This window comes from Phenylobacterium sp., from assembly GCF_037189685.1.
Taxonomy (GTDB): Bacteria; Pseudomonadota; Alphaproteobacteria; order Caulobacterales; family Caulobacteraceae; genus Phenylobacterium.
Window position 1 is genome coordinate 1 of sequence record NZ_JBBCIT010000013.1, and the last position, 20144, is coordinate 20144.

16 protein-coding genes are annotated in these 20144 nt (G+C 71.2%); 10 read left to right on the forward strand and 6 right to left on the reverse strand.

The genetic code is table 11. The annotated features are described in order from the left end of the window. Positions 1 to 36: 36 nt before the first annotated feature. Positions 37 to 1827, reverse strand: coding sequence for a M3 family oligoendopeptidase (locus WG212_RS08920; RefSeq protein WP_337186743.1), 1791 nt, complete (start codon positions 1825 to 1827; stop codon positions 37 to 39). An 89-nt stretch (positions 1828 to 1916) separates the two neighbouring features. On the opposite strand from WG212_RS08920, the gene WG212_RS08925 reads away from it, so the two are divergent. Further along, the gene (locus WG212_RS08925; protein WP_337186744.1) at positions 1917 to 3617 is read left to right on the forward strand and encodes a glycosyltransferase family 4 protein; all 1701 of its coding nucleotides are present in this window, start codon (positions 1917 to 1919) and stop codon (positions 3615 to 3617) included. On the opposite strand, the gene WG212_RS08930 is transcribed toward WG212_RS08925, so the two are convergent. Together WG212_RS08930 and WG212_RS08935 are read right to left on the reverse strand one after the other, a co-directional pair. Then, complete coding sequence (locus WG212_RS08930) at positions 3614 to 4360, reverse strand: ABC transporter ATP-binding protein (protein WP_337186745.1); 747 nt, start codon at positions 4358 to 4360, stop codon at positions 3614 to 3616. The genes WG212_RS08925 and WG212_RS08930 overlap by 4 nt on opposite strands. Continuing rightward, the gene (locus WG212_RS08935; protein WP_337186746.1) at positions 4357 to 5190 is read right to left on the reverse strand and encodes an ABC transporter permease; all 834 of its coding nucleotides are present in this window, start codon (positions 5188 to 5190) and stop codon (positions 4357 to 4359) included. Before WG212_RS08935 ends, WG212_RS08930 begins: the two co-directional genes overlap by 4 nt. 207 nt (positions 5191 to 5397) lie before the next feature. Here WG212_RS08935 and WG212_RS08940 point away from each other — a divergent pair, with 207 nt between their 5' ends. The 3 genes from WG212_RS08940 to WG212_RS08950 are packed head-to-tail and all read left to right on the forward strand — an operon-like array spanning position 5398 to position 8200. Beyond that, entirely contained in the window at positions 5398 to 6429 is a 1032-nt protein-coding gene (locus tag WG212_RS08940; protein WP_337186747.1) for a glycosyltransferase family 2 protein, read from the forward strand. Continuing rightward, the gene (locus WG212_RS08945; protein ID WP_337186748.1) at positions 6426 to 6782 is read left to right on the forward strand and encodes an EamA family transporter; all 357 of its coding nucleotides are present in this window, start codon (positions 6426 to 6428) and stop codon (positions 6780 to 6782) included. Before WG212_RS08940 ends, WG212_RS08945 begins: the two co-directional genes overlap by 4 nt. Beyond that, on the forward strand, positions 6779 to 8200 hold the full coding sequence (locus WG212_RS08950) for a hypothetical protein (protein ID WP_337186749.1): 1422 nt from the start codon (positions 6779 to 6781) through the stop codon (positions 8198 to 8200). Before WG212_RS08945 ends, WG212_RS08950 begins: the two co-directional genes overlap by 4 nt. On the opposite strand, the gene WG212_RS08955 is transcribed toward WG212_RS08950, so the two are convergent. Together WG212_RS08955 and WG212_RS08960 are read right to left on the reverse strand one after the other, a co-directional pair. After that, complete coding sequence (locus tag WG212_RS08955) at positions 8110 to 8871, reverse strand: hypothetical protein (RefSeq protein WP_337186750.1); 762 nt, start codon at positions 8869 to 8871, stop codon at positions 8110 to 8112. The genes WG212_RS08950 and WG212_RS08955 overlap by 91 nt on opposite strands. Positions 8872 to 8878: 7 nt before the next feature. Further along, positions 8879 to 9952, reverse strand: a complete 1074-nt coding sequence (locus WG212_RS08960) for a hypothetical protein (RefSeq protein ID WP_337186751.1) — start codon at positions 9950 to 9952, stop codon at positions 8879 to 8881. A gap of 144 nt (positions 9953 to 10096) precedes the next feature. Here WG212_RS08960 and WG212_RS08965 point away from each other — a divergent pair, with 144 nt between their 5' ends. Genes WG212_RS08965 through WG212_RS08980 form a run of 4 tightly spaced genes read left to right on the forward strand, consistent with a single transcriptional unit; the run spans position 10097 to position 15922 of the window. Next, positions 10097 to 12064: a hypothetical protein gene (locus WG212_RS08965; protein ID WP_337186752.1), complete on the forward strand. Its 1968-nt coding sequence runs from the start codon at positions 10097 to 10099 to the stop codon at positions 12062 to 12064. Then, a complete protein-coding gene (locus tag WG212_RS08970) occupies positions 12061 to 13668 on the forward strand; it encodes a hypothetical protein (protein ID WP_337186753.1) in 1608 nt (535 codons plus the stop codon). The genes WG212_RS08965 and WG212_RS08970 overlap by 4 nt, the downstream gene beginning before the upstream one ends. Then, the gene (locus WG212_RS08975) at positions 13665 to 14690 is read left to right on the forward strand and encodes a hypothetical protein (protein WP_337186754.1); all 1026 of its coding nucleotides are present in this window, start codon (positions 13665 to 13667) and stop codon (positions 14688 to 14690) included. Before WG212_RS08970 ends, WG212_RS08975 begins: the two co-directional genes overlap by 4 nt. Then, a complete protein-coding gene (locus WG212_RS08980; RefSeq protein ID WP_337186755.1) occupies positions 14666 to 15922 on the forward strand; it encodes a hypothetical protein in 1257 nt (418 codons plus the stop codon). The genes WG212_RS08975 and WG212_RS08980 overlap by 25 nt, the downstream gene beginning before the upstream one ends. Here WG212_RS08980 and WG212_RS08985 read toward each other — a convergent pair. Beyond that, positions 15882 to 16697, reverse strand: a complete 816-nt coding sequence (locus WG212_RS08985) for a DUF6270 domain-containing protein (protein WP_337186756.1) — start codon at positions 16695 to 16697, stop codon at positions 15882 to 15884. The genes WG212_RS08980 and WG212_RS08985 overlap by 41 nt on opposite strands. A gap of 216 nt (positions 16698 to 16913) precedes the next feature. Here WG212_RS08985 and WG212_RS08990 point away from each other — a divergent pair, with 216 nt between their 5' ends. Both WG212_RS08990 and WG212_RS08995 read left to right on the forward strand, forming a co-directional pair. After that, positions 16914 to 18662: a type I secretion system permease/ATPase gene (locus tag WG212_RS08990; protein ID WP_337186757.1), complete on the forward strand. Its 1749-nt coding sequence runs from the start codon at positions 16914 to 16916 to the stop codon at positions 18660 to 18662. Continuing rightward, a complete protein-coding gene (locus WG212_RS08995) occupies positions 18659 to 20047 on the forward strand; it encodes an HlyD family type I secretion periplasmic adaptor subunit (protein WP_337186758.1) in 1389 nt (462 codons plus the stop codon). The genes WG212_RS08990 and WG212_RS08995 overlap by 4 nt, the downstream gene beginning before the upstream one ends. Positions 20048 to 20144: the final 97 nt, after the last annotated feature.

Sequence of the window (20144 nt, forward strand, 5' to 3'; positions counted from 1 at the left end):
CGGCCGGGGCGCATCCCGGCCGTCGCCGTCCTGGGCTCAGACGAGGGCTTCGAACTCGTCGACCAGGCGTTCCATCTGCCGCATGCCGGCCGCCCAGAAGGCCTTTTCGCGCGGGTTCAGGCCGAAGGGCGCCAGCGCCTCGACATAGGTCCTGGTGCCGCCGGCCGCCAGGAGCCGTTCGTAGAGCGGCGCGAACGCGGCGGGGTCCTCGCGGCGCTTCTCCATCAGGGCCCGGACCAGCAGGTCCCCGAACGCGTAGGCGTAGACGTAGAAGGGCGCGTGGACGAAGTGGCTGATGTAGGCCCAGTAGTGGCGGTAGCCGTTGTCCAGCCGCACGGCGGGGCCCAGGCTCTCGCGCATGATCTCCATCCAGAGCCCGCCGATCTCGTCGGGCGAGAGCTCGCCGTGCTGCCGCGCGGCATGGAAGCGGGTCTCGAACCGATGGAAGGCGATCTGACGGACGACCGTGTTGATTCCGTCCTCGATCTTCCCGGCCAGCAGGCCCCGGCGTTCGGCCTTGCTCGCCTCGCCCAGCAGCTTCTCGAAGACCAGGCCTTCGCCGAAGATCGACGCGGTTTCGGCCAGGGTCAGCGGCGTGCTGGCGAGCAGCGTGCCCAGCGGCTGGCAGAGCGTCTGGTGGACGGCGTGGCCCAGCTCGTGCGCCAGGGTCAGCACGTCGCGCCGCTCGCCCATGTAGTTCATGAAGACGTAGGGATGCCGGTTGGCCGTCACGGAATGGGAATAGGCGCCCGACTGCTTCCCGGGCCGCGGCTTCGCGTCGATCCAGGGCTGGGCGAAGAAGGTGCGCGCCGTATCGGCGAACTGCGGGGCCAGCGCCTCGAAGCTTTCCAGCACGATGCCTCTCGCCTCGTCCCAGCCGTAGGTGCGCGGCGCTCCCGGGTCCAGGGGGGCGTTGCGGTCCCAGTGCTCCAGGTGCTTCCGGCCGAGGACCTGCGCTTTCAGCCGGTAGTAGCGGTGGCTGACCGCGGCATAGCTCTCGACCACCGCCGCCTCCAGGGCGTCCACGGCGTCGGCGTCCACCTCGTTGGCCAGGTGGCGCGAGGCGGCCGGGGTGGGATACTTCCGCCAGCGATCCTCGACCTGCTTCTCGAAGGCCAGGGTGTTGAGGGCGAGCGCCAGCGTCGGCGCGCGCTCGGCCAGGGCCCGGGCCAGCGCCTGGGCGGCCGCCTTGCGGCGCGCCGGGTCCGGGTCGGACGTGCGGTTCAGCAGCTCGGAGAGCGTCAGGGTTTCGCCGGCGACGCGGGCCGACAGGCGGGCCAGGGTCTCGTCGCTCAGGCGCGCCCAGTTGGCGACGGCCGGCGCCTTGTCGATCAGGAGGCGTTCGAGGTCGGCCGTGAGCTCGTGGGGGCGGCCCGCCCGAACCTGGCGCAGCCAGGGCCGCCAGCGCCCCGCCGGCTTGTGCGCCTTCAGCGCGGCTTCCAGTTCGTCGTCCTCCAGCCGGTTGATCTCCAGGGCGAAGAACAGGCTCATGGCGCCGATCCGCGCCGACCGCGCCCGAAGGTCGGCCTCGAACTTGGACCAGGCCGGATCGTCGCGCGCGGTCGAGGCCGAGAGCGAGGCATATGCGCCCACGCCCCACATGAGGTTCACCGCCTGCTCATAGAGCTCGATCCCGTGGTCGATGATCCCGCCCAACTCGGCCGGGCGCGCGCGGGTGGCGATCATCCGGCCTTCCAGCTTGGCCAACTCGCCGTTGACGCGCTCGGCCTCGGTCAGGTCGGTCTCGATCCGCGGGTCCTCGCGGCTGGCGTACAGGTCGTCGAGTCGCCAGGTGGGCAGGGCGTCGGTCTTGAAGGGCGCGTTCATGGTCCGAGCTTAGCGCCGGGGCGCACGCCGGGCCAAGGAGGCGTTCGCGGCCATCGACGGGGTCCTCCGCCTCATCCTACAACGTCGGGATGATCGGCTCCGGCGAATCCGGCGTCCCGGCGGGGCGCCTGGCCATCCTGCATCCGCCGGGACGCATGGGACTGGCCGCCAACCCGTTCGGAAAAGACGTGGCGAACCTGCAGCTCTGGCAGGCGCTGGCCCGGCACGCGGGCTATGAGGTCCTCGACGTCCTGACGTTGCAGCCGGCGGACCCGGGCGAGCTGTCAGAGGCCCTGTTCGGCGCCGCGCCGGCCGTCACCCGTATCGAGACGGCGCTGCTGAGCCGGTCGAAAGCGCCCGAGGCGGCCGGCGCGCTGCTGCGGGGCCAACCCGAGCTCTACGACCTCGCCTGGATGCGCCGGCGCCGGTCGGGGGATCGCGCCTACAGCCTCCTGGGGTTGATCCACACCATCGCGCCGCCGGCGATGCGCCAGATGATCGCCATGACCCAGGTGGCGCCGATGCACGACTGGGACGCGCTGATATGCACCTCGCCCAGCGTCCGGGAGGCCCTGGAGGCGATGTTCGCCGGATGGGGCGAGCACCTCGCGGCGCGGACCGGCGGCGCGCCGCCGCCGCGGCCGCGCCTGCCCGTGATTCCACTGGGTGTGGACGCGGGCGGGTTCGCCGCCCTGGCCGACCGGCCCGAAGCGCGGGCGCGGGGCCGCGCCGGGCTCGGCGTCGCCGAGGACGGCGTGCTGGTCCTGTGGGTGGGCCGCCTGTCCTACTTCGAGAAGGCTTTCCCACAGCCGATGTTCAAGGCGGTGCAGATGGCGCAGGCGGCGGCGGGGCGGCGGATCACCTTCGCCCTGGCCGGCTGGTTTCCCGGTGATCAGGACCGGGGTCTGTACGAACAGGCCGCGCGCCGGCACGCCCCCGGCGTCGACGTGCGCTTCGTCGACGGCAACGACCGCGCACGCCTGGGAGACCTGTGGGCCGCCGCCGACATCTTCCTGTCGCTGGTCGACAACATCCAGGAGACCTTCGGCATCACGCCGGTCGAGGCGATGGCGGCCGGCCTGCCCGTCGTGGTCAGCGACTGGGACGGCTACCGATCGACCGTCCGCGACGGGATCGAGGGTGTCCTGGTTCCCACCCTGGGGGGGCCGGCCGGCGGGGGCGTGGGCGCCCATCTCGTCGAGCGGCACACCGTCGAGCAGGCGTCCTACCAGGCGTATGTGGGCGCGGTGGCCCAGCACACGGCGGTCCACATCGGGAAGGCGGCCGAGGCCCTGGCGGCGCTGGCCGCCTCGCCGGACCTGCGCCAGCGGATGGGCCGGGCGGGACGGGCGCGGGCGGCCCAGGTCTTCGACTGGCCGATCGTGGCGCGCCAGATCCGGGCGCTCACCGACGAACTGGCCGCCGTGCGCGCCGCCAGCCCGGATCCCGCGGCCCGGCCCCCTGCGGATCCGGTGAAGGGCGATCCGTTCCGGGACTTCGCCGGCTTCGCCACGGCCTCCCTGACGCTCGACACCTGGCTGACGCCCGCGCGCGGCGCGACGGCCGACCAGGTCCGTGACCTCGCGGACGGCGGGCTGGATACGGCCTTCTCCGGCTTCCGCGCGCCGCCCGAGACCTGCGCCCAGGCCTTCGAGCTGATCGCCGCGCGAGGGGGCGCCACGGGACGCGACGTGCTGCTGGCGTTCCCGCCCCCCCACCGCCGCGCGGTCGAACTGGGGCTGGCCTGGATGGCCAAGCATGGCCTGCTCGACTGGCTGGCGGCGGGTTAGGCCTTCAGGAGTTCATCCAGCCTGCGGATGTCGACCACCTCGGAGGCGACGCCGCCTTCGAGTTTCATCACCTTGTTGCAGTAGAGCTTGAGCAGCGGCGCTTCGTGCGTGGCCAGCACCAGGATGCCGGCGCGCTCGACCAGTTTCAGCAGGCGCTTGTGCGCCACCTTCTGGAAATCGGCGTCGCCCACGGCGATCCATTCGTCCATCAGCAGGACGTCGCACTCGACCGCCGTGGCGGCGGCGAAGGCCAGGCGTCCCTGCATGCCAGCGGAATAGGTCTTCACCGGCATCGCGAGGAACGGGCCCAGGCCGGTGAAGTCGGCGATCTCGTCCATGCGCTCGTCGATCTCGCGCGAGGACAGGCCTGCGATGCGGCCTCGCAGACGGATGTTGTCATAGCCCGTGGCCGAGGGGTCTATCCCCAGGCCCAGGTCCAGCAGCGAGGCGATCCGGCCCCGCACCTCGATCGTGCCCTCGTCCGGCTCGTAGGCGCCCGAAAGGGCGCGCAGCAGCGTGGTCTTGCCCGATCCGTTGTGGCCGATCAGGCCCAGCCGGTCTCCGGCTTTCAGCCGCAGGTTCACGCCGTTGAGCGCGGTCACGTCGGTGACGCCGGCGTGACGGCCCAGGACGCCCCCCACGTTCACCGCGCGCGCCAGGGCCTTCTTCAGGGACTTGGCGTCGGCCCCGTAGACGGGAAAGCGGATCGTCAGGTCGGTGCAGGTGATCGCGGCGCCGGTCATAGGTAGTGCACGAGCCGCCGCCGCGTGCGGGCGAAGATGAGGAAGGCCAGGGTCCAGCCGACCACCGCCATGACGATCAGCACCGTATAGGTAAGGCTCGAGACCGGCTGTCCCAGCATCGGCCCGCGCACGGCGTGAAGGAGGTGGTAGAAGGGGTTGTAGTCGAGGAACACCTGGTGCTTGCCGAAGCGGTCCGGCAGCCAGAACACCGGGGTCATGAAGATTGCGAACTGCATGATCGAGATCACGATCTGCGGCACGTCGCGGTAGCGCGCCGAGGCGATTCCCGCGAGCAGCGACGCCCAGCTCACGTTCACCAGCATCAGCACCACGCCCAGGATGGCCAGCGGGATGTCGGCGGTCGCCCAGTAGCCGTAGAGGGTCAGCATCGCCACGACGATGACCATGTGGTGGGCCAGGTTGATCAGGTTCCGGAAGACCGTGCGCCACACGAAGGTCAGCATCGGCAGACTGGTCTGCGACAGGATTCCCGACGCCAGGACGAAGGTTTCGCAGCCTTCGTTGATGACGCCGGTCATGACCCCGAAGAAGACGATGCCCAGCGCCACATAGGGCAGGAACTGAGCGAGCGGGATGTTGAACAGGCTCGCGTACAGGATGCCGATGCCCAGGACCATCAGCCCCATCGAGAGCGTGATCCAGAACGGGCCGAGGACCGATCCGCGATAGCGGGATTTCACGTCGTGCGTGGCGAGCGACCAGGCGAGCCCGATCCGCCCGAGCGAGTTCCGCAGGTCCCGCTGGGCCATCTGAAGCTGGAACAGCGCGCCGCGCTGCCCCGTCCGCAGCATGTGGGTGGCGGTTTGCATGGCCTCTCTCGACAGAAGGCGGGTCCGGCAGAAGGGAAGGCTCGACGGAAGGTGGGCCCGACAGAAGGCAGGCGAGGTATCAGCCGCGGGATTCGGGCGCAAGGATGGCTCGGGGCCCGGGCGTTTTGCCACGGCGCGGCGGGCGTGTTAGCCGGGCGCGTGGCCCACACCCCTGCAAGACCGGCCCCCGACCGGATCGCCCGTGACATGACCGGCCGTGAGGCGACCGGATTGCCGACCGTTTCGCTGGAGGGCGCGGGCGTCTGGCTGGTCGTGCCCTGCTACAAGGTCCGGGGGCATATCCTTCGCGTCATCCGCAAGACGCCGGCCTGGTTCGAGGGCATCGTCTGCGTCGACGACGCCTGCCCCGACGGCTCGGGCGACTTCATCGAGGCCGAGAACACCGACCCGCGCGTGGTGGTCCTCCGGCTGGCGAAGAATCAGGGGGTCGGCGGCGCCATGCTGGCAGGCTACGCCGAGGCCGCGCGGCGGGGCGCGCGTGTGATGGTCAAGGTCGACGGCGACGACCAGATGGACCTGTCCTACGCCGCCCAGCTCGTCGCGCCGATCCTGCTGGGCGAGGCCGACTACGCCAAGGGCAACCGCTTCACCTCGATCAGCCACCTGACCACCATGCCGACGATCCGGGTGCTGGGGAACGCGATGCTGAGCTTCGCGGCCAAGCTCTCGACCGGCTACTGGAACATCTTCGACCCCACGAACGGCTATACGGCCATCGAGGCCAACGTGGCCGGACTGGTGATGGAGAAGCGCATATCCAGGCGCTTCTTCTTCGAGACCGACCTGCTCTACCATCTCGGTACGCTGCGGGCGGTGGTGCGCGACGTCCCGATGCCCGCACGCTACGCCGACGAGGTCTCGAACATCCGCATCGGCCAGATCGTCGGACCCTTCGCGCTCAAGCACCTGCGCAACTTCGCCCAGCGGGTCATGGGCCAGTACTTCGTCCGCGACTTCAACGCCGCCAGCCTGGAGCTGGTGTTCGGCCTGTTCTTCTCGCTGTTCGGCGTGGGCTACGCGCTGAGCTACCTGGCCAGCCGGGTGCCGGGGCAGGCGGCGTCCGCCGGCGTCGTCATGCTGGCGGCGCTGCCGGTGATCCTGGGCGTGCAGTTCCTGCTGCAGGCCATGAACTTCGACGTGCTGAACGTGCCCAGCCGTCCGATTCACCCGTACCTCAATGTGCTCAAGGAGCTGGAATCCGAGGAGGGCGCGCCGTGAGCCCGAAGGACATGGCGCTTTGCGCCACGCTGGCCCTGGCGATGCCGCTGGGCCAGATGCTGTTCAAGTGGGGCGCGGTCTTCAATGCGCGCCTTGAAGGCCCGCTCCTGCTGCGCATCCTCCAGAACGGGCCGTTGCTGGGCGCCTTCGCCTGGTACGGCCTGACGGCGCTGCTCTGGTTCTACATCCTGACGCGGGTGCCGCTTTCGCTGGCCTACGCCTTCTCGCTCACCGGAACCTGCCTGGTTCCGCTGGCCGCCTGGCTGGTGTTCAAGGAGCAGTTCTCGTGGAGCATGGTGGCGGGCTACAGCCTCATGATCGCGGGCCTGTTCCTCGTGGTGCGCCCCGCGTGAGCGCCTGGACGCCGGACGGGAACGGGGCGCGCTGGGCGCTGTGGCTCGTGCTGGCGGCGGCCTATGTGATGGTGCTGCGGCTCAACCTGCCGGGCCATCTGTCGGTCGACTCGGTGCTGGCCCTGCGGGAGGGGCGCCTCGGTGTCCGCGACACCTGGAACCCGGCGGTCTTCGGCTGGCTGCTGGGTCTCGCCGACCGCCTGCATCGTGGGACCGCGCTGGCGATGGGCGTCGGCGCCGCGCTGCTGTTCGCCGCCTGGGCGGCGATGGCGGGCCTGCATCGCCGGACGTCCTGGCTGGCTCCCGTGGTGGCGGGGGGGCTCGTGTTCCTGCCCCAGGCGCTGATCTATCCCGGCATCGTCTGGAAGGACGTCTGGTTCGCCGAGTGCGCCGTGGCGGGTTTCGTGCTGCTCGCCTTCGCCCTGCAGGCGCGTCCGGCGCTGGGGCGGCTGGCCCTGTTCGTCGCGGCGGCGGCCCTCTTCGCGCTGGCGGGCCTTCTGCGCCAGAACGGTCTCGTGCTCGCGCTGGCGGCGGGGGCCGCGATCGTGGCGGTGGGGTGGTCTGCGGGTCGCGGCCGGGCGCTGACGGCCGGGGGGCTGTGGGTGGCGACCGTCGCTTTCGCGAGTTTGGTGCTCAGCATGACGGCCCAGCCCCAGGGCGCCGGCGCGCGGCCGGATTCCGCAGGCGCCAAGGGCGTGCGGATCGTGCAGGTCTACGACATCATGGGCGCCGCCGCGCGCGAGCCCTTGCCCCTGTCCCGGCTGGACGCCTTCGATCCCGCCCTCGACGACCTGGTGCGGGCGCGTGCGCGTGACCTCTACTCGCCCGAGCGGGTCGATACGCTGATGGCCGACCGGGCGTTCGGCGCACGCCTGGGACAAGCGCCCGACTCGGTGGTGCGGGCCGAGTGGCTGGACCTGATCGTCCGCGAGCCGGCCGTCTATCTCGCCACCCGCGCCGACGCCTTCCGGTGGGTCTTCGCGACACCTGTCATCGACCGATGCCTGCCCGTCCACGTCGGCGTCGCCGGCCCGGATTTCGCCCTGAAGGACCTTCAGATGCCGCCCCGGCGGGCCGTCGGCGACACACGGCTCTACAACTATGTGACCTGGTTCCTGGACACCCCGGCCTACTCCCACGTCACCTATGCGTTCGTCGCGCTGGCCGTGGGCCTGCTCGTGCTCATGCGGCGGACCCCGGCCGACTGGGCGATGGCGGCGTTCATGGGCGGGGCGCTGGCGTTCACCGCCAGCTTCTTCGTGATCTCGCTGGCCTGCGACTACCGCTACCTCTACCTGCTGGACATCGCCGCCATGACCGGCCTGCTCTACGTCGCGCTGGCGCCGCCCTGGTCGAAGCGTGACAGCCAGGCGCGCGCGGTTTCGGGCCGCGGGCCACGCGCCTCGATGAAGCGGTAGAGCGAAAGCTGCCGGCCCAGGCCGAAGGCGCGGACGCTCACCCGGTCGAACATCGCCCGCACCAGGCCCTCGATCTCGGCGGCGTCGTTGACATGCTCGTGGGCCATGAGCTGGCCGTAGTCCAGGCCGTAGCGGAGGCGGAACTCCAGGCCGGTGGTCATGGACCAGCCCAGCCGCCATAGCAGCCCGCCCTCGGACGGGATCGCCGCCCGGAACACGCCCGAGGGCGTGAGCAGGAGCGCCGAGCGCGCGAGCAGCACGGGCAGGTCGCACACGTGCTCCAGGGCGGCGATGCTGACGATGCGGTCGTAACGGCGGTCAGCCGGAACGTCGGCGATATCCCCGAACGCGTCGCGCACCCGCCCCTGGTGGGGCGAGCCGGCGTAGAGCTCGGCGAACGGCTCGACGATATCGTAGGGCGCGCCGGCCGGCTCGAACGGGAGCTGGTTCAGGTTGCCGGCCCCGACCTCCAGCGTCGGGCGAGCCTCGCCCCCGGCGACGTCGGCGGCGACCTGTCGATGCATCCAGCGTTCCAGGCGCTGCGACAGCGAGGCGGCGGTGCTGCCGCCGGCCCGGTTCTCGGCGTACTGTCGCGCGTATATCTCCGCCAGTTTCGGCGGCAGGGGCGGGCGGGTCTTGGGGAAGCGCGCGAGCGCGGCGTCGAGGGTCATGGAGGGCTCACTTGCGGGCCAGGGCCTCGGACGCTTCCGCGTCGATGCGGTCGAGGAGCTGAAGGGCGGTGTCGAGGTTCCGCTGGTCGGCGCGCCAGCCGTCTTCGAGCCGGCGCGTGAGCGCGCGCAGTTCGGCCTCCAGGCCTTCGGCGACCTGCAGGCGGGCCAGGGCGTCGGCCAGCTCGATGCGGGCGACGGAAAGGTCGCGGGCCATCGGCGACACCAGGGCGCCGATCTCGCGGCGACGTTCGGCCAGGCGGGCCGCGGCGGCGTCCAGGGCCCGGGGATCGGGAGCCTCGCCCGCCGCCCGGGCCTGGAACCAGCCCAGCACCTGAGCCGCGATCTCGCCGGCCCAGCCCAAGGCCTCCAGGCCATCGTCGCCGGCGTTGTGGCGCAGTTCGGGGGTGAGGAACCCGTCGATGCGCTTGCCGGCCGCCTCGGTCAGGCGCGGCAGGGGCGCGGCATGCGCCGCCTCGATCCGCGCCACCTCGGCCCGCCAGTCGGCCAGCAGGGCGTCATAGCCGACGAAGGCCCGGGGCAGGTCCCGGGTATAGGCCTCGGCCGCCAGCATGTAGGCGCTCCAGACCAGCACCGATTTCTCGGCTGCGAACCCGTCGCGCCGGCGCAACGATCCGGCCACGGCCAGGGGATGGCGGACCGGGATCACGCACCGGGCGGCCACGCCGCGTGCGTCCAGCACCCGGCGCCACAGGGGCAGCAGGACCGTGGCGCGAGGGTCCTTCATCAGCGGCCAGGGCGTCCTGGGGAACTCCTCGTCGAACAGCGCCGTGGCCCGTTCGGCCCAGGCGTCTTCCTCGTCGGCCCGCAGCGGCGCATAGGGGAACGCGAAGGGATCGTCCCAGGCCGAGCCTCCGGCCCGCAGGCGCTCGTCGTTGAAGATCGCGATCTTCCAGGGCTCGAAGTAGCCCTTGGCGTTGTGCTCGTCCCCCGGCATCACGTTGGCGGGCAGGGTCGCGCCGGCCAGCGCCAGGAGCTGCGTCACCGCCGAGGTGCCCGAGCGGTGCATGCCCAGCACCAGATAGGCGGTGCGCGGCTTCGAAGGGACGGCCGTCTTGCTCATGCCACGCGGGTGGTACGGGCCGGCCGCCGCGGCTGCAAGCGCCGATCGCGCCGCAGGGGCCGAGGTTGATCCCCCCTGCCACATGTTGCATGTCAGCGCTCGCGGCGCCCCCGGCCGCCCGACCGTTCCCGGAGCTTCAAGGCCTTGACGGCCCCCCTCGTCGCCCTCGCCCACGACCGCCCCCGCACCGAGATCGGCTATCGCGCCGTGGCCGTCGCCTTCGACGCGCGGTTCTATCGTGCGGTCTATACCGACCTGCCGGCCGGGATGGACGCCCTGTGGCACTATCGGATGGCCGGGGAGGGGGAGGGCCGCGACCCGGCGCCCTGGTTCTCGACCGAGGCTTATCGGCGCGACCATCCCGATGTGGCGGAGGCGGAGGGCGGGCCCTTCGCGCACTATCTTCTGGAAGGCCGCTTCCAGGGGCGCGAGATCGCCGCCTCGCCCCATGCCTGGGCCTACCTGGACGCCTCCGGCTGGACGCCGCCGGCCTGGCAGGGCGACGGCCGGCGTGACTGGCAGGGTCGCCACAGGGGCGCTGTCGGCGCGGTCGCGGCCAGCCTTTCCGACCAGCGCGCGGTCGTCGGCGCCGACTTCGACGCCGCCTACTATCTGGCGGTGAACCCCGACATCGCGGCGTCGGGGATGGACCCCCTGGACCACTTCCTGCGGACCGGCTGGCGCGAGGGGCGCGATCCGGCCCCACGGTTCTCGGTGCGCGACTATCTGGAGGCGCATCCCGATGTCGCCGCCAGCGGCCTCAATCCCTTCGTCCACTACGTCATGGCGGGTCGGGCCGAGGGGCGTGCGGCGAAGATCGACCTGGGGTTCCGCTACGAGATCCTGTCGCGGGCCCGGCCAGCGGCCGATCGCCTGGCCGACGCCCGGAACACCGCGGCGCGTCTGCGCCCCGACGCGCCGGAACGGCTGGCCGAGGGGCTGGGGCGCCTGCGTGATCTCCACGTGACCTTCAGCCACGACGACTATGTGCGGAATTCGGGGGGGCTCCAGGCCTGCGTGCGACGCGAGAGCGCCGGGTTCGCGGCGGCGGGAGTGGCGCACCTCCACCTCTATCCGGCGTCCCCCTGGCCGATGGTGCGCGCGGCGGACGAGCCGGGTCTGCTGGGCGTGCTGCTGGACGGCGCCAGCCTGGGCGTTCATCCGCCGTCGGCCGTCGCCCGGGCGTTGGCCGAAGCCGTGACGACGCGGGGCCGGCGCACCTTCGCGGTGCACAGCCTGCTGGGCCATGACGCCGACGACGCGGCCGATATCCTTGCGGCGGCGGGACTCTCGGCGGGCTTCTTCTGGCTGCACGACTTCGCCAGCCTCTGCGCGGGCGTCCATCTGGTGCGCAACGACGTCGAGGATTGCGGCGCGCCGCCGTCCGACAGCCCGGCCTGCGGTGTCTGCGACTATGGCCCCTTCCGCGCCCGCCATGAGGCGGCGCACCGGCGCCTGTTCGAGCGCCTGGCCCTCACGGTGGTCGCGCCCTCGCAGGTGACCCTGGATTTCTGGCGCGCGCGCAGCGGCCTGCCGGCGAAGGGTGCCGTGGTGCTGCCGCATGCCGCGCTGACTTCGCGCACCGGGGGCGGCCGCCCACGGGCCGGCGTGTTCCGGACGGCCTTCCTCGGCATGCCGGCGGCGCTGAAGGGCTGGCCCGTGTTCCGCGACCTGGCTCAGGGGTTCGCCGACGATCCCCGCTACGATTTCGTGCACCTCGGCGGGCGTCCCGACCCGGCCGCACCGGCGGATTTCCATCCCGTCGTGGTAAGCGCGGAGCAGCCGCTCGCCATGCGCGACGCTGTCGAGGCCCTGGACGTGGACGTCGCGCTGATCTGGCCCCTCTGCCGGGAGACCTTCTCCTTCACGGCCTATGAGGCGGCGGCCGGCGGCGCGGCCGTCGTGACCGGTCCCGACAGCGGCAATGTGGCGGCCTTCGCGGCGTCCGGCCGGGGTGTCGTGCTGCCCGACGAGACGGCCCTCGCCGAGGCCTTCGCCTCGGGCGAGATCATCCGTAGGGTCCGTGGGGGCGGACGTGCGGGCGGGGGCGGGCTGTTCGACCTGGCCTTCAGCGGCATGACGGCGGATCTGATCGGGAAGGGCGTGCGATGAAGCGGCTCGTCGCGGCCATGCTGCCGCCGGACATCAGGCGCCGGCTGCGCCGGGCGCAGTTGCACGGCGACCACGCGATCGCCGCGCGCGCGTTCGACCGGGCCTTCTATCTCTCCACCTACGCCGACGTGGCGGCGGGCGGAGGCGATCCCCTCGATCACTACATGGCCCACGGCTGGCGCGAGGGACGCGACCCCAGTCCCGTCTTCTCGACCCGGATCTACCTGGAGATGTTCCCCGATGTGGCGGAGTCGGGCGTCAATCCGTTCGTCCACTGGCTAACCACGGGTCGCCCCAAGCTGCGCCGCCCGCCGCCACCCTACGGCTTCCGCTACGAGGTGATCGCCCGGCTGGCGTCGATGGACGAGCGTCTCGAGGCGCTGCCCCCCGCCGCGCCCGCCTCGGGTTCTGCGGCCGACCTCGACGCCGCCTTCGCCCGAGCCCGCAGCAACTTTGCGAAGCTGCACGTCACCGTCAGCCACGACGACTTCACCGCCACGGTCGGCGGACTCCAGACGGCCATTCGCCGCGAAGCCGCCCGGCTCGAGGCGGACGAACGCGATCATCTGCACGTCTTCCCGGCGCGACCCTGGCCGGTCGTGCGACCCGTGGGTGTCGTCGAACCGCTGGGCGTGGTCTGGAACGGTGTCTTCCTCGGTCACTTCGACGCCGCCGATCTGCGCGCCGCGCTGGCGCGGGCCGGCTCGGCGGCGGCCCGCGTGGAGAGCGGCGGATCGCGCAGCTTCGCGATACACAGCCTGCTGGGCCACGATCCCGACACGGTGGCCGACGTCCTGGCGGCGGCGGGCCTTTCGGCGGGGCATTTCTGGCTGCACGACTTCGCCAGCCTGTGCGCGGGCTTCCACCTGCTGCGCAACGACGTCGAGGATTGCGCGGCGCCGCCGCCCGACAGCCCGGCGTGTGGGGTGTGCGTCTACGGTCCCTGGCGCGCCCGCCATGAGGCCGCCCACGTCCGCCTGTTCGAGCGGCTGAAGCTCACGGTCGCCGCGCCTTCCCGGAACGCCCTGGACCTCTGGGAGGCCCGCGCGCGCCTGCCGCACGCCGGCGCCGTCGTGCTGCCCCATGCGACCCTGGCGGCGCGCGGGCCGGCGCCCGCGCCGGACGGCGGCGGGCCGTTCCGCCTGGCCTTCGCGGGCCTGCCGGTGGCGCACAAGGGCTTCCCGATCTTCGCCGAACTGGCGTCCCGGTTCGCCGACGATCCCCGCTATGAGTTCCTCCATCTCGGCGCGCGCCGAGACCCGGGGGCTGAATGCGGCTTCGAGACGGTGACCCGCGACATGTCGGGCGCGCTCGCGCGGGCGCAGGCGGATGCGGTGCTGGTCTGGCCCCTGTGCCGCGAGACCTTCTCCTTCGTCGCCTACGAAGCAGTGGCCGCGGGCTGTGCGGTCATCACGGGTCCCGACAGCGGCAACGTCCGCGCCTTCGTCGAGGAGACCGGCCACGGGCTCAGTCTGCGCGACGAGGCCGCCCTGGAGGCCGCCTTCGAGTCGGGCGCGATCCTCGACCTCGCCCGCGCGCGGCGACGCCCGATGCTGTACGACCTGAGCTTCAGCGCCCTCTCGCTCGACCTGCCGTCCCCATGAAGATCCTCTGCTACTCCAGCTTCACCTTCTCGTACCTCAACCGGGCGCGGGTGCTGTTCCAGACGCTCAGGCGTCATCATCCCGACTGGGAGTTGGCGGCGCTGATCACCGACCGTCCGCCCGAGGGCTTCGTGTTCGACCCGGGGTCCGAACCGTTCGACCGCCTCGTCTGGGCCGAGGACCTGGGCATACCGGACTTCACCGGCTGGCTGTTTCGCCACGACGTGGTCGAGGTCTGCACCGCGGTGAAGGGGCCGTTCATCCACCAGGCCTGCGGCTGGGGCTTCGACGCGGTGATCTACATGGATCCCGACACCGCCGCGCTGGGCACGCTGGCGCCGCTGGAGGCGTGGCTGGAGGATCACGACATCCTGCTCACCCCGCACCTGGTCGATCCCAACGACGACCCTGCGGCGATCCTGGACAACGACCTGTCGGCCTCGCGGACCGGCATCTTCAACCTGGGCTTCGTGGCCATCCGCACCACGGGCGAGGGCGCGCGCTTCGCCCGGTGGTGGAACGACCGGCTGCTGTCGTACTGCTACGACGACATGCCCAGCGGCCTCTTCGTGGACCAGCGGTGGTGCGACCACGTGCCGGCGCTGTTCGACCGCCTGAAGATCGTCCGCGACCCCGGCTACAATGTCGCGAGCTGGAACCTGTCCACCCGCACCGTCTCGATCGAGAAGGACGGCCGCATCCTGGTCAATGGACATCCCCTGCGGTTCTGGCATTTCACCAAGCTGGGCGCGATCGGCGACGCCATGACCCGCCGCTACGCGGGCTCGAACCATCCCGTCTACGAGATCTGGGCCTGGTACCGGCGTCAGGTGGCCGCCGCGACCGACCCGGCCATCCCCGAGCGCTGGTGGGCCTATGGCGCCTATGATGACGGCCGGCCCATCGCCAAGTCGGACCGCGTGCTCTATCGGGAGCGGCCGGACTTGCAGACGGCCTTCCCCAACCCCTTCGCCTCCGGACGCGGAACTTTCCAAGAATGGCTCGAAACCGAAGGGGCGTGACCCCGGCGGCGGCCAGCCCGCCCCCGGACGCCGCCGCCGCGATCCTCGCCGAGCGCGGGCGTACGCTGGAGAGGGTCCAGGCCCTGGCGCGCGAGCACGCCGGCCTGCGCCGGGTGGCGCACGACGCCCAGCTTCGCGAGGCTCTGACGCGGACAGAGCTGGGCCTCGCGCTGTTCGAAGCCGCGGCTGGCCGCGCCGAGGCCGAGGCGCGCCTCCGCACCCAGGCGCTCGCAGCCTGGCGGCGCACGGCGAAGGTCCGGCCGCCCCGCCGGCACAACCGGCCCAGCAAGGCGGTGGATCGCTTCCTGGCGCGCCTGGGGTCCCTCGGGCAGGCCCTGGTGATCGCGCGCAGCGGCGTCTGGCGGGGCGAGGGACGACCGCTCCACGACCTGCGCCACATGGCGGCCTACGCCCGCCGCGGCGCCCGATCCGACGTCGCGCCCCCGGCGTTGTTCGGGCAGGCGGCCTACCTTTCAGCCTATCCGGACGTGGCCGCCGCCCGGGTCTCCCCGCTGGTCCACTATCTCGTCAGGGGCGGGTTCGAAGGCCGCGCGCCGGCGTCGTTCTTCCAACCCGCCTGGTATGCGGCGCGGCACGCCCATGCGCTGGCGGCGACGGGCCTCTCGCCGCTGGAGCACTATGTCCGGATGGGCGCTCGCGAGGGCGCCTCGCCGCATCCGTTGTTCGACGTGGGTCATTATCTGGCCCAAGGTGTGGAACTGGCGCCCGACGACGATCCGCTTTCGCACTATCTGCGGGAGGGCTGGACGCAGGGGCTCTCGCCGGGTCCGCTGTTCGACGCCGCCTGGTATGCGGCCCAGGTCGGTTCACAGGTCGGCTCCGAGACCGGGCCGCCGTTGCTCCACTACCTCGACCAGGGCTGGCGCGACGGCGCCTCGCCGCATCCGTTGTTCGATGCCCGCTGGTACCGGGAGACCTATCCGGACGTGGGGGACGCGGGCGTGGATCCGCTCACCCACTATCTCATGGAGCCGCCCGAACACTTCCGGCGGCCGGGTCCGTGGTTCGACGCCGAAGCCTACTGGACGGCGCGCGGCGAAGATCGTCCCGCGGGCCTCAACCTGCTGGTCGATTATCTGCTGGGCGGCGCCTGGGCCGCGCGCGACTTCGGGCCGGGCTCGTCCGCGGCCGTCTATTTGACGCGAGAGCCGGAGCTGGCGCGGACGGGCGTCACGCCCCTGGAACACTGGGCGCGGCAGGGGCGGCCCTGAACGCGTCCTCCAGGCCCGGGATCGAGGCCAGGCGGGTTCGCACGGCCTCGTAGTAGTCGGCAGTATAGTGGAAGGGGCTGAGGCCCCAGCGGTGATCGGGGTCCGCGAGCGGCGGTTCCATCGCCTCCACCACCTCGACCCCGGACATGGCCGCCAGGAACGCGGCGTCCTGGCGTTCCAGCAGGTCGTTGTAGGGGCTGATGTCGGCGGGATGGCCGGAGATGATCTGGACGTCGCGAATCGGTTCGTCCGTCCCGTCCGGGCGGCGGAGGCGGCTCGCCCACCGGGCTCGGTGGAGGATCGGGCGCGCATGGACCAGGGGGGTCGACCGGACCAGGGCCGCGAACTGGGCGAGCCCTTCGGCCCACAGGCGGTCGGCGACGGCCGACAATCTGGGGATCACACGGGCGCCTTCGAAGGCGGGTTGCGCGGCATAGCCGCTGCGCAGCAGTTCGCTGCTGCGGCTGGCCAGGGCCCGGCCTGCGGACAGGAGGTCGAAACGCTCGTCGATGAAGTCGAAGATCAGGTGCGTGGGGCGAAAGGCGACCAGGCTGGCCAGGGCTGTCTTCCGCAGGTCGGCGATCAGGGCGCGGTGTTCATGGGCGGTCAGGTCGCCGGGCGTTTCCTCGGCGGGTTCGAACCCGGCCACCGGCGGCGAGAACAGGCTCGGGAAGCTGGTCCGCGAGATGTAGAGCAGCCGCTCGGAGCCGCCGCCCCGGACGGGCCAGAGGTCGCGGGTGATACAGCTTCCGAGAATGGCGATGCGCGACTCCATGCCCGTCCCTATCATGCCGCGCGTGCGTCGAGTCGCGGCATTGACAACCTGAGGAGGCGTCATCATCTACCGGCCCGTTCGCCTAGGGACGGGTCAGAACCGTCAAACTTCCGGCGTGTTCACCCTTTTTGTCGAAGTATGGTGTATCAGGCCCTAGAGTCTGCCGGGACATGGGTCTGGCGCGACCAGGGTCTGGCGGGACGGCTTTCGCGACACATGAAGTTTCTGACGTTCCTCACGGACCTGCCTGACAACGTGCTCGGCCGCGCCCTGCGCGAGGGCCGTCGCCCGGCCATGGTCGCGTTCGGCTTCAGCCTGGTGTCGAACGTCCTCTACCTCGCCCTTCCGCTCTACACGTATCAGGTCTACGGCCGGGTCCTGACCAGCCAGAGTCAGGCGACGCTTTGGTCGCTGACGGCGATCACGCTGTTCGTCTTCATCATCTCGAGCGTCATCGACGACTTCCGGGCGCGTATCCTGATCAACTACGGCGTCGCTCTGGACCAGCGGGTCTCGGGACGGGTGTTCAGCAGCCTGTTCGACGCGGCCGTCCGCGGTGATGCGGGCGCGCGCGCGCAGGCGCTTCGCGACCTGGACCAGTTCCGGCATTCGCTCACCGGCATCGCGGCGGCGGCCTTCTTCGACGTGCCGTGGATTCCGGTCTTCCTGGGCGTGCTGTTCATCATCGACCCGCTGATCGGCGTGGTCACCCTGATCGGCGCGGCGATCCTGGTGTTGCTGGCGATCGCGCAGGCGCGGGCCACCCAGTCGGCGCTGAAGGAGGCCAACGAGGCGGCGCTGCGCAGCTATGCCTTCACCGACGCGGCGCTTCGCAACGGCGAGGTGGTCCGGGCGATGGGGATGCTGCCCACCCTGGGCCAGGCCTGGGCGCGTCACCGCGCGGTGACGATCGAGCGCGGCGCGGCCGCCTCCGAGGCGTCGAACTTCTACACCGACGCCATCAAGGCGGTGCGGATGGGCATGCAGGTGCTGACCATCGGGCTTGGCGCATTCCTGATCCTGAAGGGCTCCATCCACCCGGGCATGCTGTTCGCCAACATGATCCTGGTCAGCCGGGCGCTGCAGCCGATCGAGAAGATCGTGGGGTCGTGGGATCCGCTGAACGCCATGTACCGGGCGTACCTGCGCCTCAACAAGCTGCTCGAGACGGCTGAGGCGCCCGCCGCCGCCACCGCCCTGCCGCGACCGCTGGGCAAGCTGTCGGTGGAGGGCGTGAACTTCGCCCCGCCCAGCGTCCAGCGCCTCGTCCTTTCCGGGGTCAACTTCTCCATCGAACCCAGCGAGGTCCTGGGCGTGATCGGCCCTTCGGGCGCCGGCAAGTCGACCCTGGCGCGCCTGCTGGTGGGAATCTGGAAGCCGCTGAACGGCGTGGTCCGCCTGGACGGCGCCGACGTGTTCACCTGGGATCGCGCCGACTTCGGCCGGTACGTCGGCTACCTGCCGCAGGACACGGAGCTGTTCGCCGGCACGGTGCGCAACAACATCGCGCGCTTCCGCGAGGGGGTCACCGACGAGGAGGTGGTCGCCGCCGCCCAGCTCGCCGGGGTGCATGAGCTGATCCTGCGCATGCCGAAGGGCTACGACACCGACGTCGGCGAAGGCGGCGTGGTGCTGTCTGCGGGCCAGCGCCAGCGGGTTGGCCTCGCGCGCTGCCTTCTGGGCAATCCGGCGTTCGTGGTGCTCGACGAGCCGAACGCCAACCTCGACGCCGAGGGCGAGGACGCGCTGATGCGCGCCATCGACGCCATGAAGGCCAACGGCGCCACCGTGGTGATCATCTCGCACAAGCCCGGGGTGTTCCGCGCCGCCGACAAGATGCTGGTGCTGCGCGACGGCCGCATCGAGCTGTTCGGCCCCCGCGACCAGGTCATGGCGCGCCTCGTGAAGCCCGCCCAGCCGCAGGCGCCCGCCACCGAAGTGCGCGCGGTGGAGGGCGGCCGATGAAGCTCGACCTGAAGCCTTTCCGCCCGACCCCGTCGCCTTCGACCTACGTCACGCCCACCTTCGGCGCCGAGGATCCCGGGGCGATGGCGCCCGAGCTGCAGGAGCGCCTCCGCCGCCCCATGCTGGTGGGCGCGGCCGTGATCGGCGTGTTCGTCCTGGGCCTCGGCCTCTGGGCGTCGTTCAACTCCCTGGCCTCGGGCGTCACGGCGCCGGCGGCGGTCCGCGCCGATTCGCAACGCAAGACCCTGCGCCACAAGGAAACCGGGATCGTGAAGCAGATCCTGGTGAAGGAGGGCCAGCAGGTTCGCGCCGGCCAGCCGCTCCTGCTCTTCAACGACGTCGAGGCCCGCGCGGCGGTCGATGTGCTGCAGAACCAGTACGATACGCTGCTGGCCCAGAACGCCCGCTACACGGCGGAAGCCCTGGGCAAGGCCTCGCTCGAACTGCCGGCCGAACTCACGGCGCGCATGGGCGAGGCGGGGGTGGCCACCATCGTCCGCGACCAGCAGTTCCTCTTCACCACCCGCCAGCAGCTCTTCCAGAGCCAGTCGGCCATCCTCATGCAGCGCATCGAGCAGCAGGAGACCCAGATCCAGGGCGCCCAGGCGCAGCTCGATTCCATCGTCGAGCAGCAGCGCCTGACCGAGGAGGAGCTTTCGGGCTACCGCAAGCTCAACGAGCAGGGCTTTGCGCCGAAGACGCTCATCCTGCGCTACGAGCGCACCCTGGCCGAACTCGGCGGGCGCCGCGGCCAGCTCAACGCCGACATCGCCCGGCTGCGCCAGCAGATGGGCGAGACCCGGCTTCAGCTCGCCTCGTTGCGCAACGAGCGCGCCACCCAGTCGGCCGAGGGCCTTCGCGACAGCCAGACGAAGCTGTCCGACGTGATTCCCCGTCTCACGACCGCGCGCCAGACCCTGGAGTCGACCGTCGTCCGGGCTCCGGTGGACGGCTATGTGTTCAACCTGACCCAGTTCACCGTGGGGGGCGTCGTCGGCGGCGGCGAGGTGATGATGGACGTGGTGCCCACGGGCACGCCGCTGACCGTCACCGCCACGATCAAGCCCGAGGACGTGGACGAGGTCCGCGCCGGCATGCCCGCCAAGGTGAAGCTGACCGGCCTCAATCAGCGGTTCAGCGATTCGCTGGACGCCGAGGTGTCGGTGGTTTCGGCCGACCGGTTCACCGACGAGAAGACCGGCGCCGCCTACTACAAGGTCGATCTGCGCATCCCGCCGACCGAACTGCGCAAGCTGAAGAAAGGTGTCGAACTGACGCCCGGCATGCCCGCGCAGGCGCTGATCGTGACGGGCGAGCGGTCGGTCATGAGCTATCTGATCTCACCGATCACGGAAACGCTGGAAGACGCCTTCCGCGAACAGTAGAGGCGCCGCCGCAACACTGCTGAACACTCGGATTCCGGGGGCTTTTTCAGGTTGCGCAATTGGCGGGGTTCCGATAGGTCTCCCCTTGGGCTCGTCT

Excerpts from the sequence above, each read along its gene's own strand:
- WG212_RS08930 (WP_337186745.1), bottom strand. The coding sequence starts at position 4,360 with ATGACCGGCGCCGCGATCACCTGCACCGACCTGACGATCCGCTTTCCC.
- WG212_RS08980 (WP_337186755.1), top strand. The coding sequence starts at position 14,666 with ATGGCTCGAAACCGAAGGGGCGTGACCCCGGCGGCGGCCAGCCCGCCC.
- WG212_RS08970 (WP_337186753.1), top strand. The coding sequence starts at position 12,061 with ATGAAGCGGCTCGTCGCGGCCATGCTGCCGCCGGACATCAGGCGCCGG.
- WG212_RS08925 (WP_337186744.1), top strand. The coding sequence starts at position 1,917 with ATGATCGGCTCCGGCGAATCCGGCGTCCCGGCGGGGCGCCTGGCCATC.
- WG212_RS08940 (WP_337186747.1), top strand. The coding sequence starts at position 5,398 with ATGACCGGCCGTGAGGCGACCGGATTGCCGACCGTTTCGCTGGAGGGC.
- WG212_RS08985 (WP_337186756.1), bottom strand. The coding sequence starts at position 16,697 with ATGGAGTCGCGCATCGCCATTCTCGGAAGCTGTATCACCCGCGACCTC.
- WG212_RS08955 (WP_337186750.1), bottom strand. The coding sequence starts at position 8,871 with ATGACCCTCGACGCCGCGCTCGCGCGCTTCCCCAAGACCCGCCCGCCC.
- WG212_RS08920 (WP_337186743.1), bottom strand. The coding sequence starts at position 1,827 with ATGAACGCGCCCTTCAAGACCGACGCCCTGCCCACCTGGCGACTCGAC.
- WG212_RS08935 (WP_337186746.1), bottom strand. The coding sequence starts at position 5,190 with ATGCAAACCGCCACCCACATGCTGCGGACGGGGCAGCGCGGCGCGCTG.
- WG212_RS08990 (WP_337186757.1), top strand. The coding sequence starts at position 16,914 with ATGAAGTTTCTGACGTTCCTCACGGACCTGCCTGACAACGTGCTCGGC.
- WG212_RS08960 (WP_337186751.1), bottom strand. The coding sequence starts at position 9,952 with ATGAGCAAGACGGCCGTCCCTTCGAAGCCGCGCACCGCCTATCTGGTG.
- WG212_RS08995 (WP_337186758.1), top strand. The coding sequence starts at position 18,659 with ATGAAGCTCGACCTGAAGCCTTTCCGCCCGACCCCGTCGCCTTCGACC.
- WG212_RS08975 (WP_337186754.1), top strand. The coding sequence starts at position 13,665 with ATGAAGATCCTCTGCTACTCCAGCTTCACCTTCTCGTACCTCAACCGG.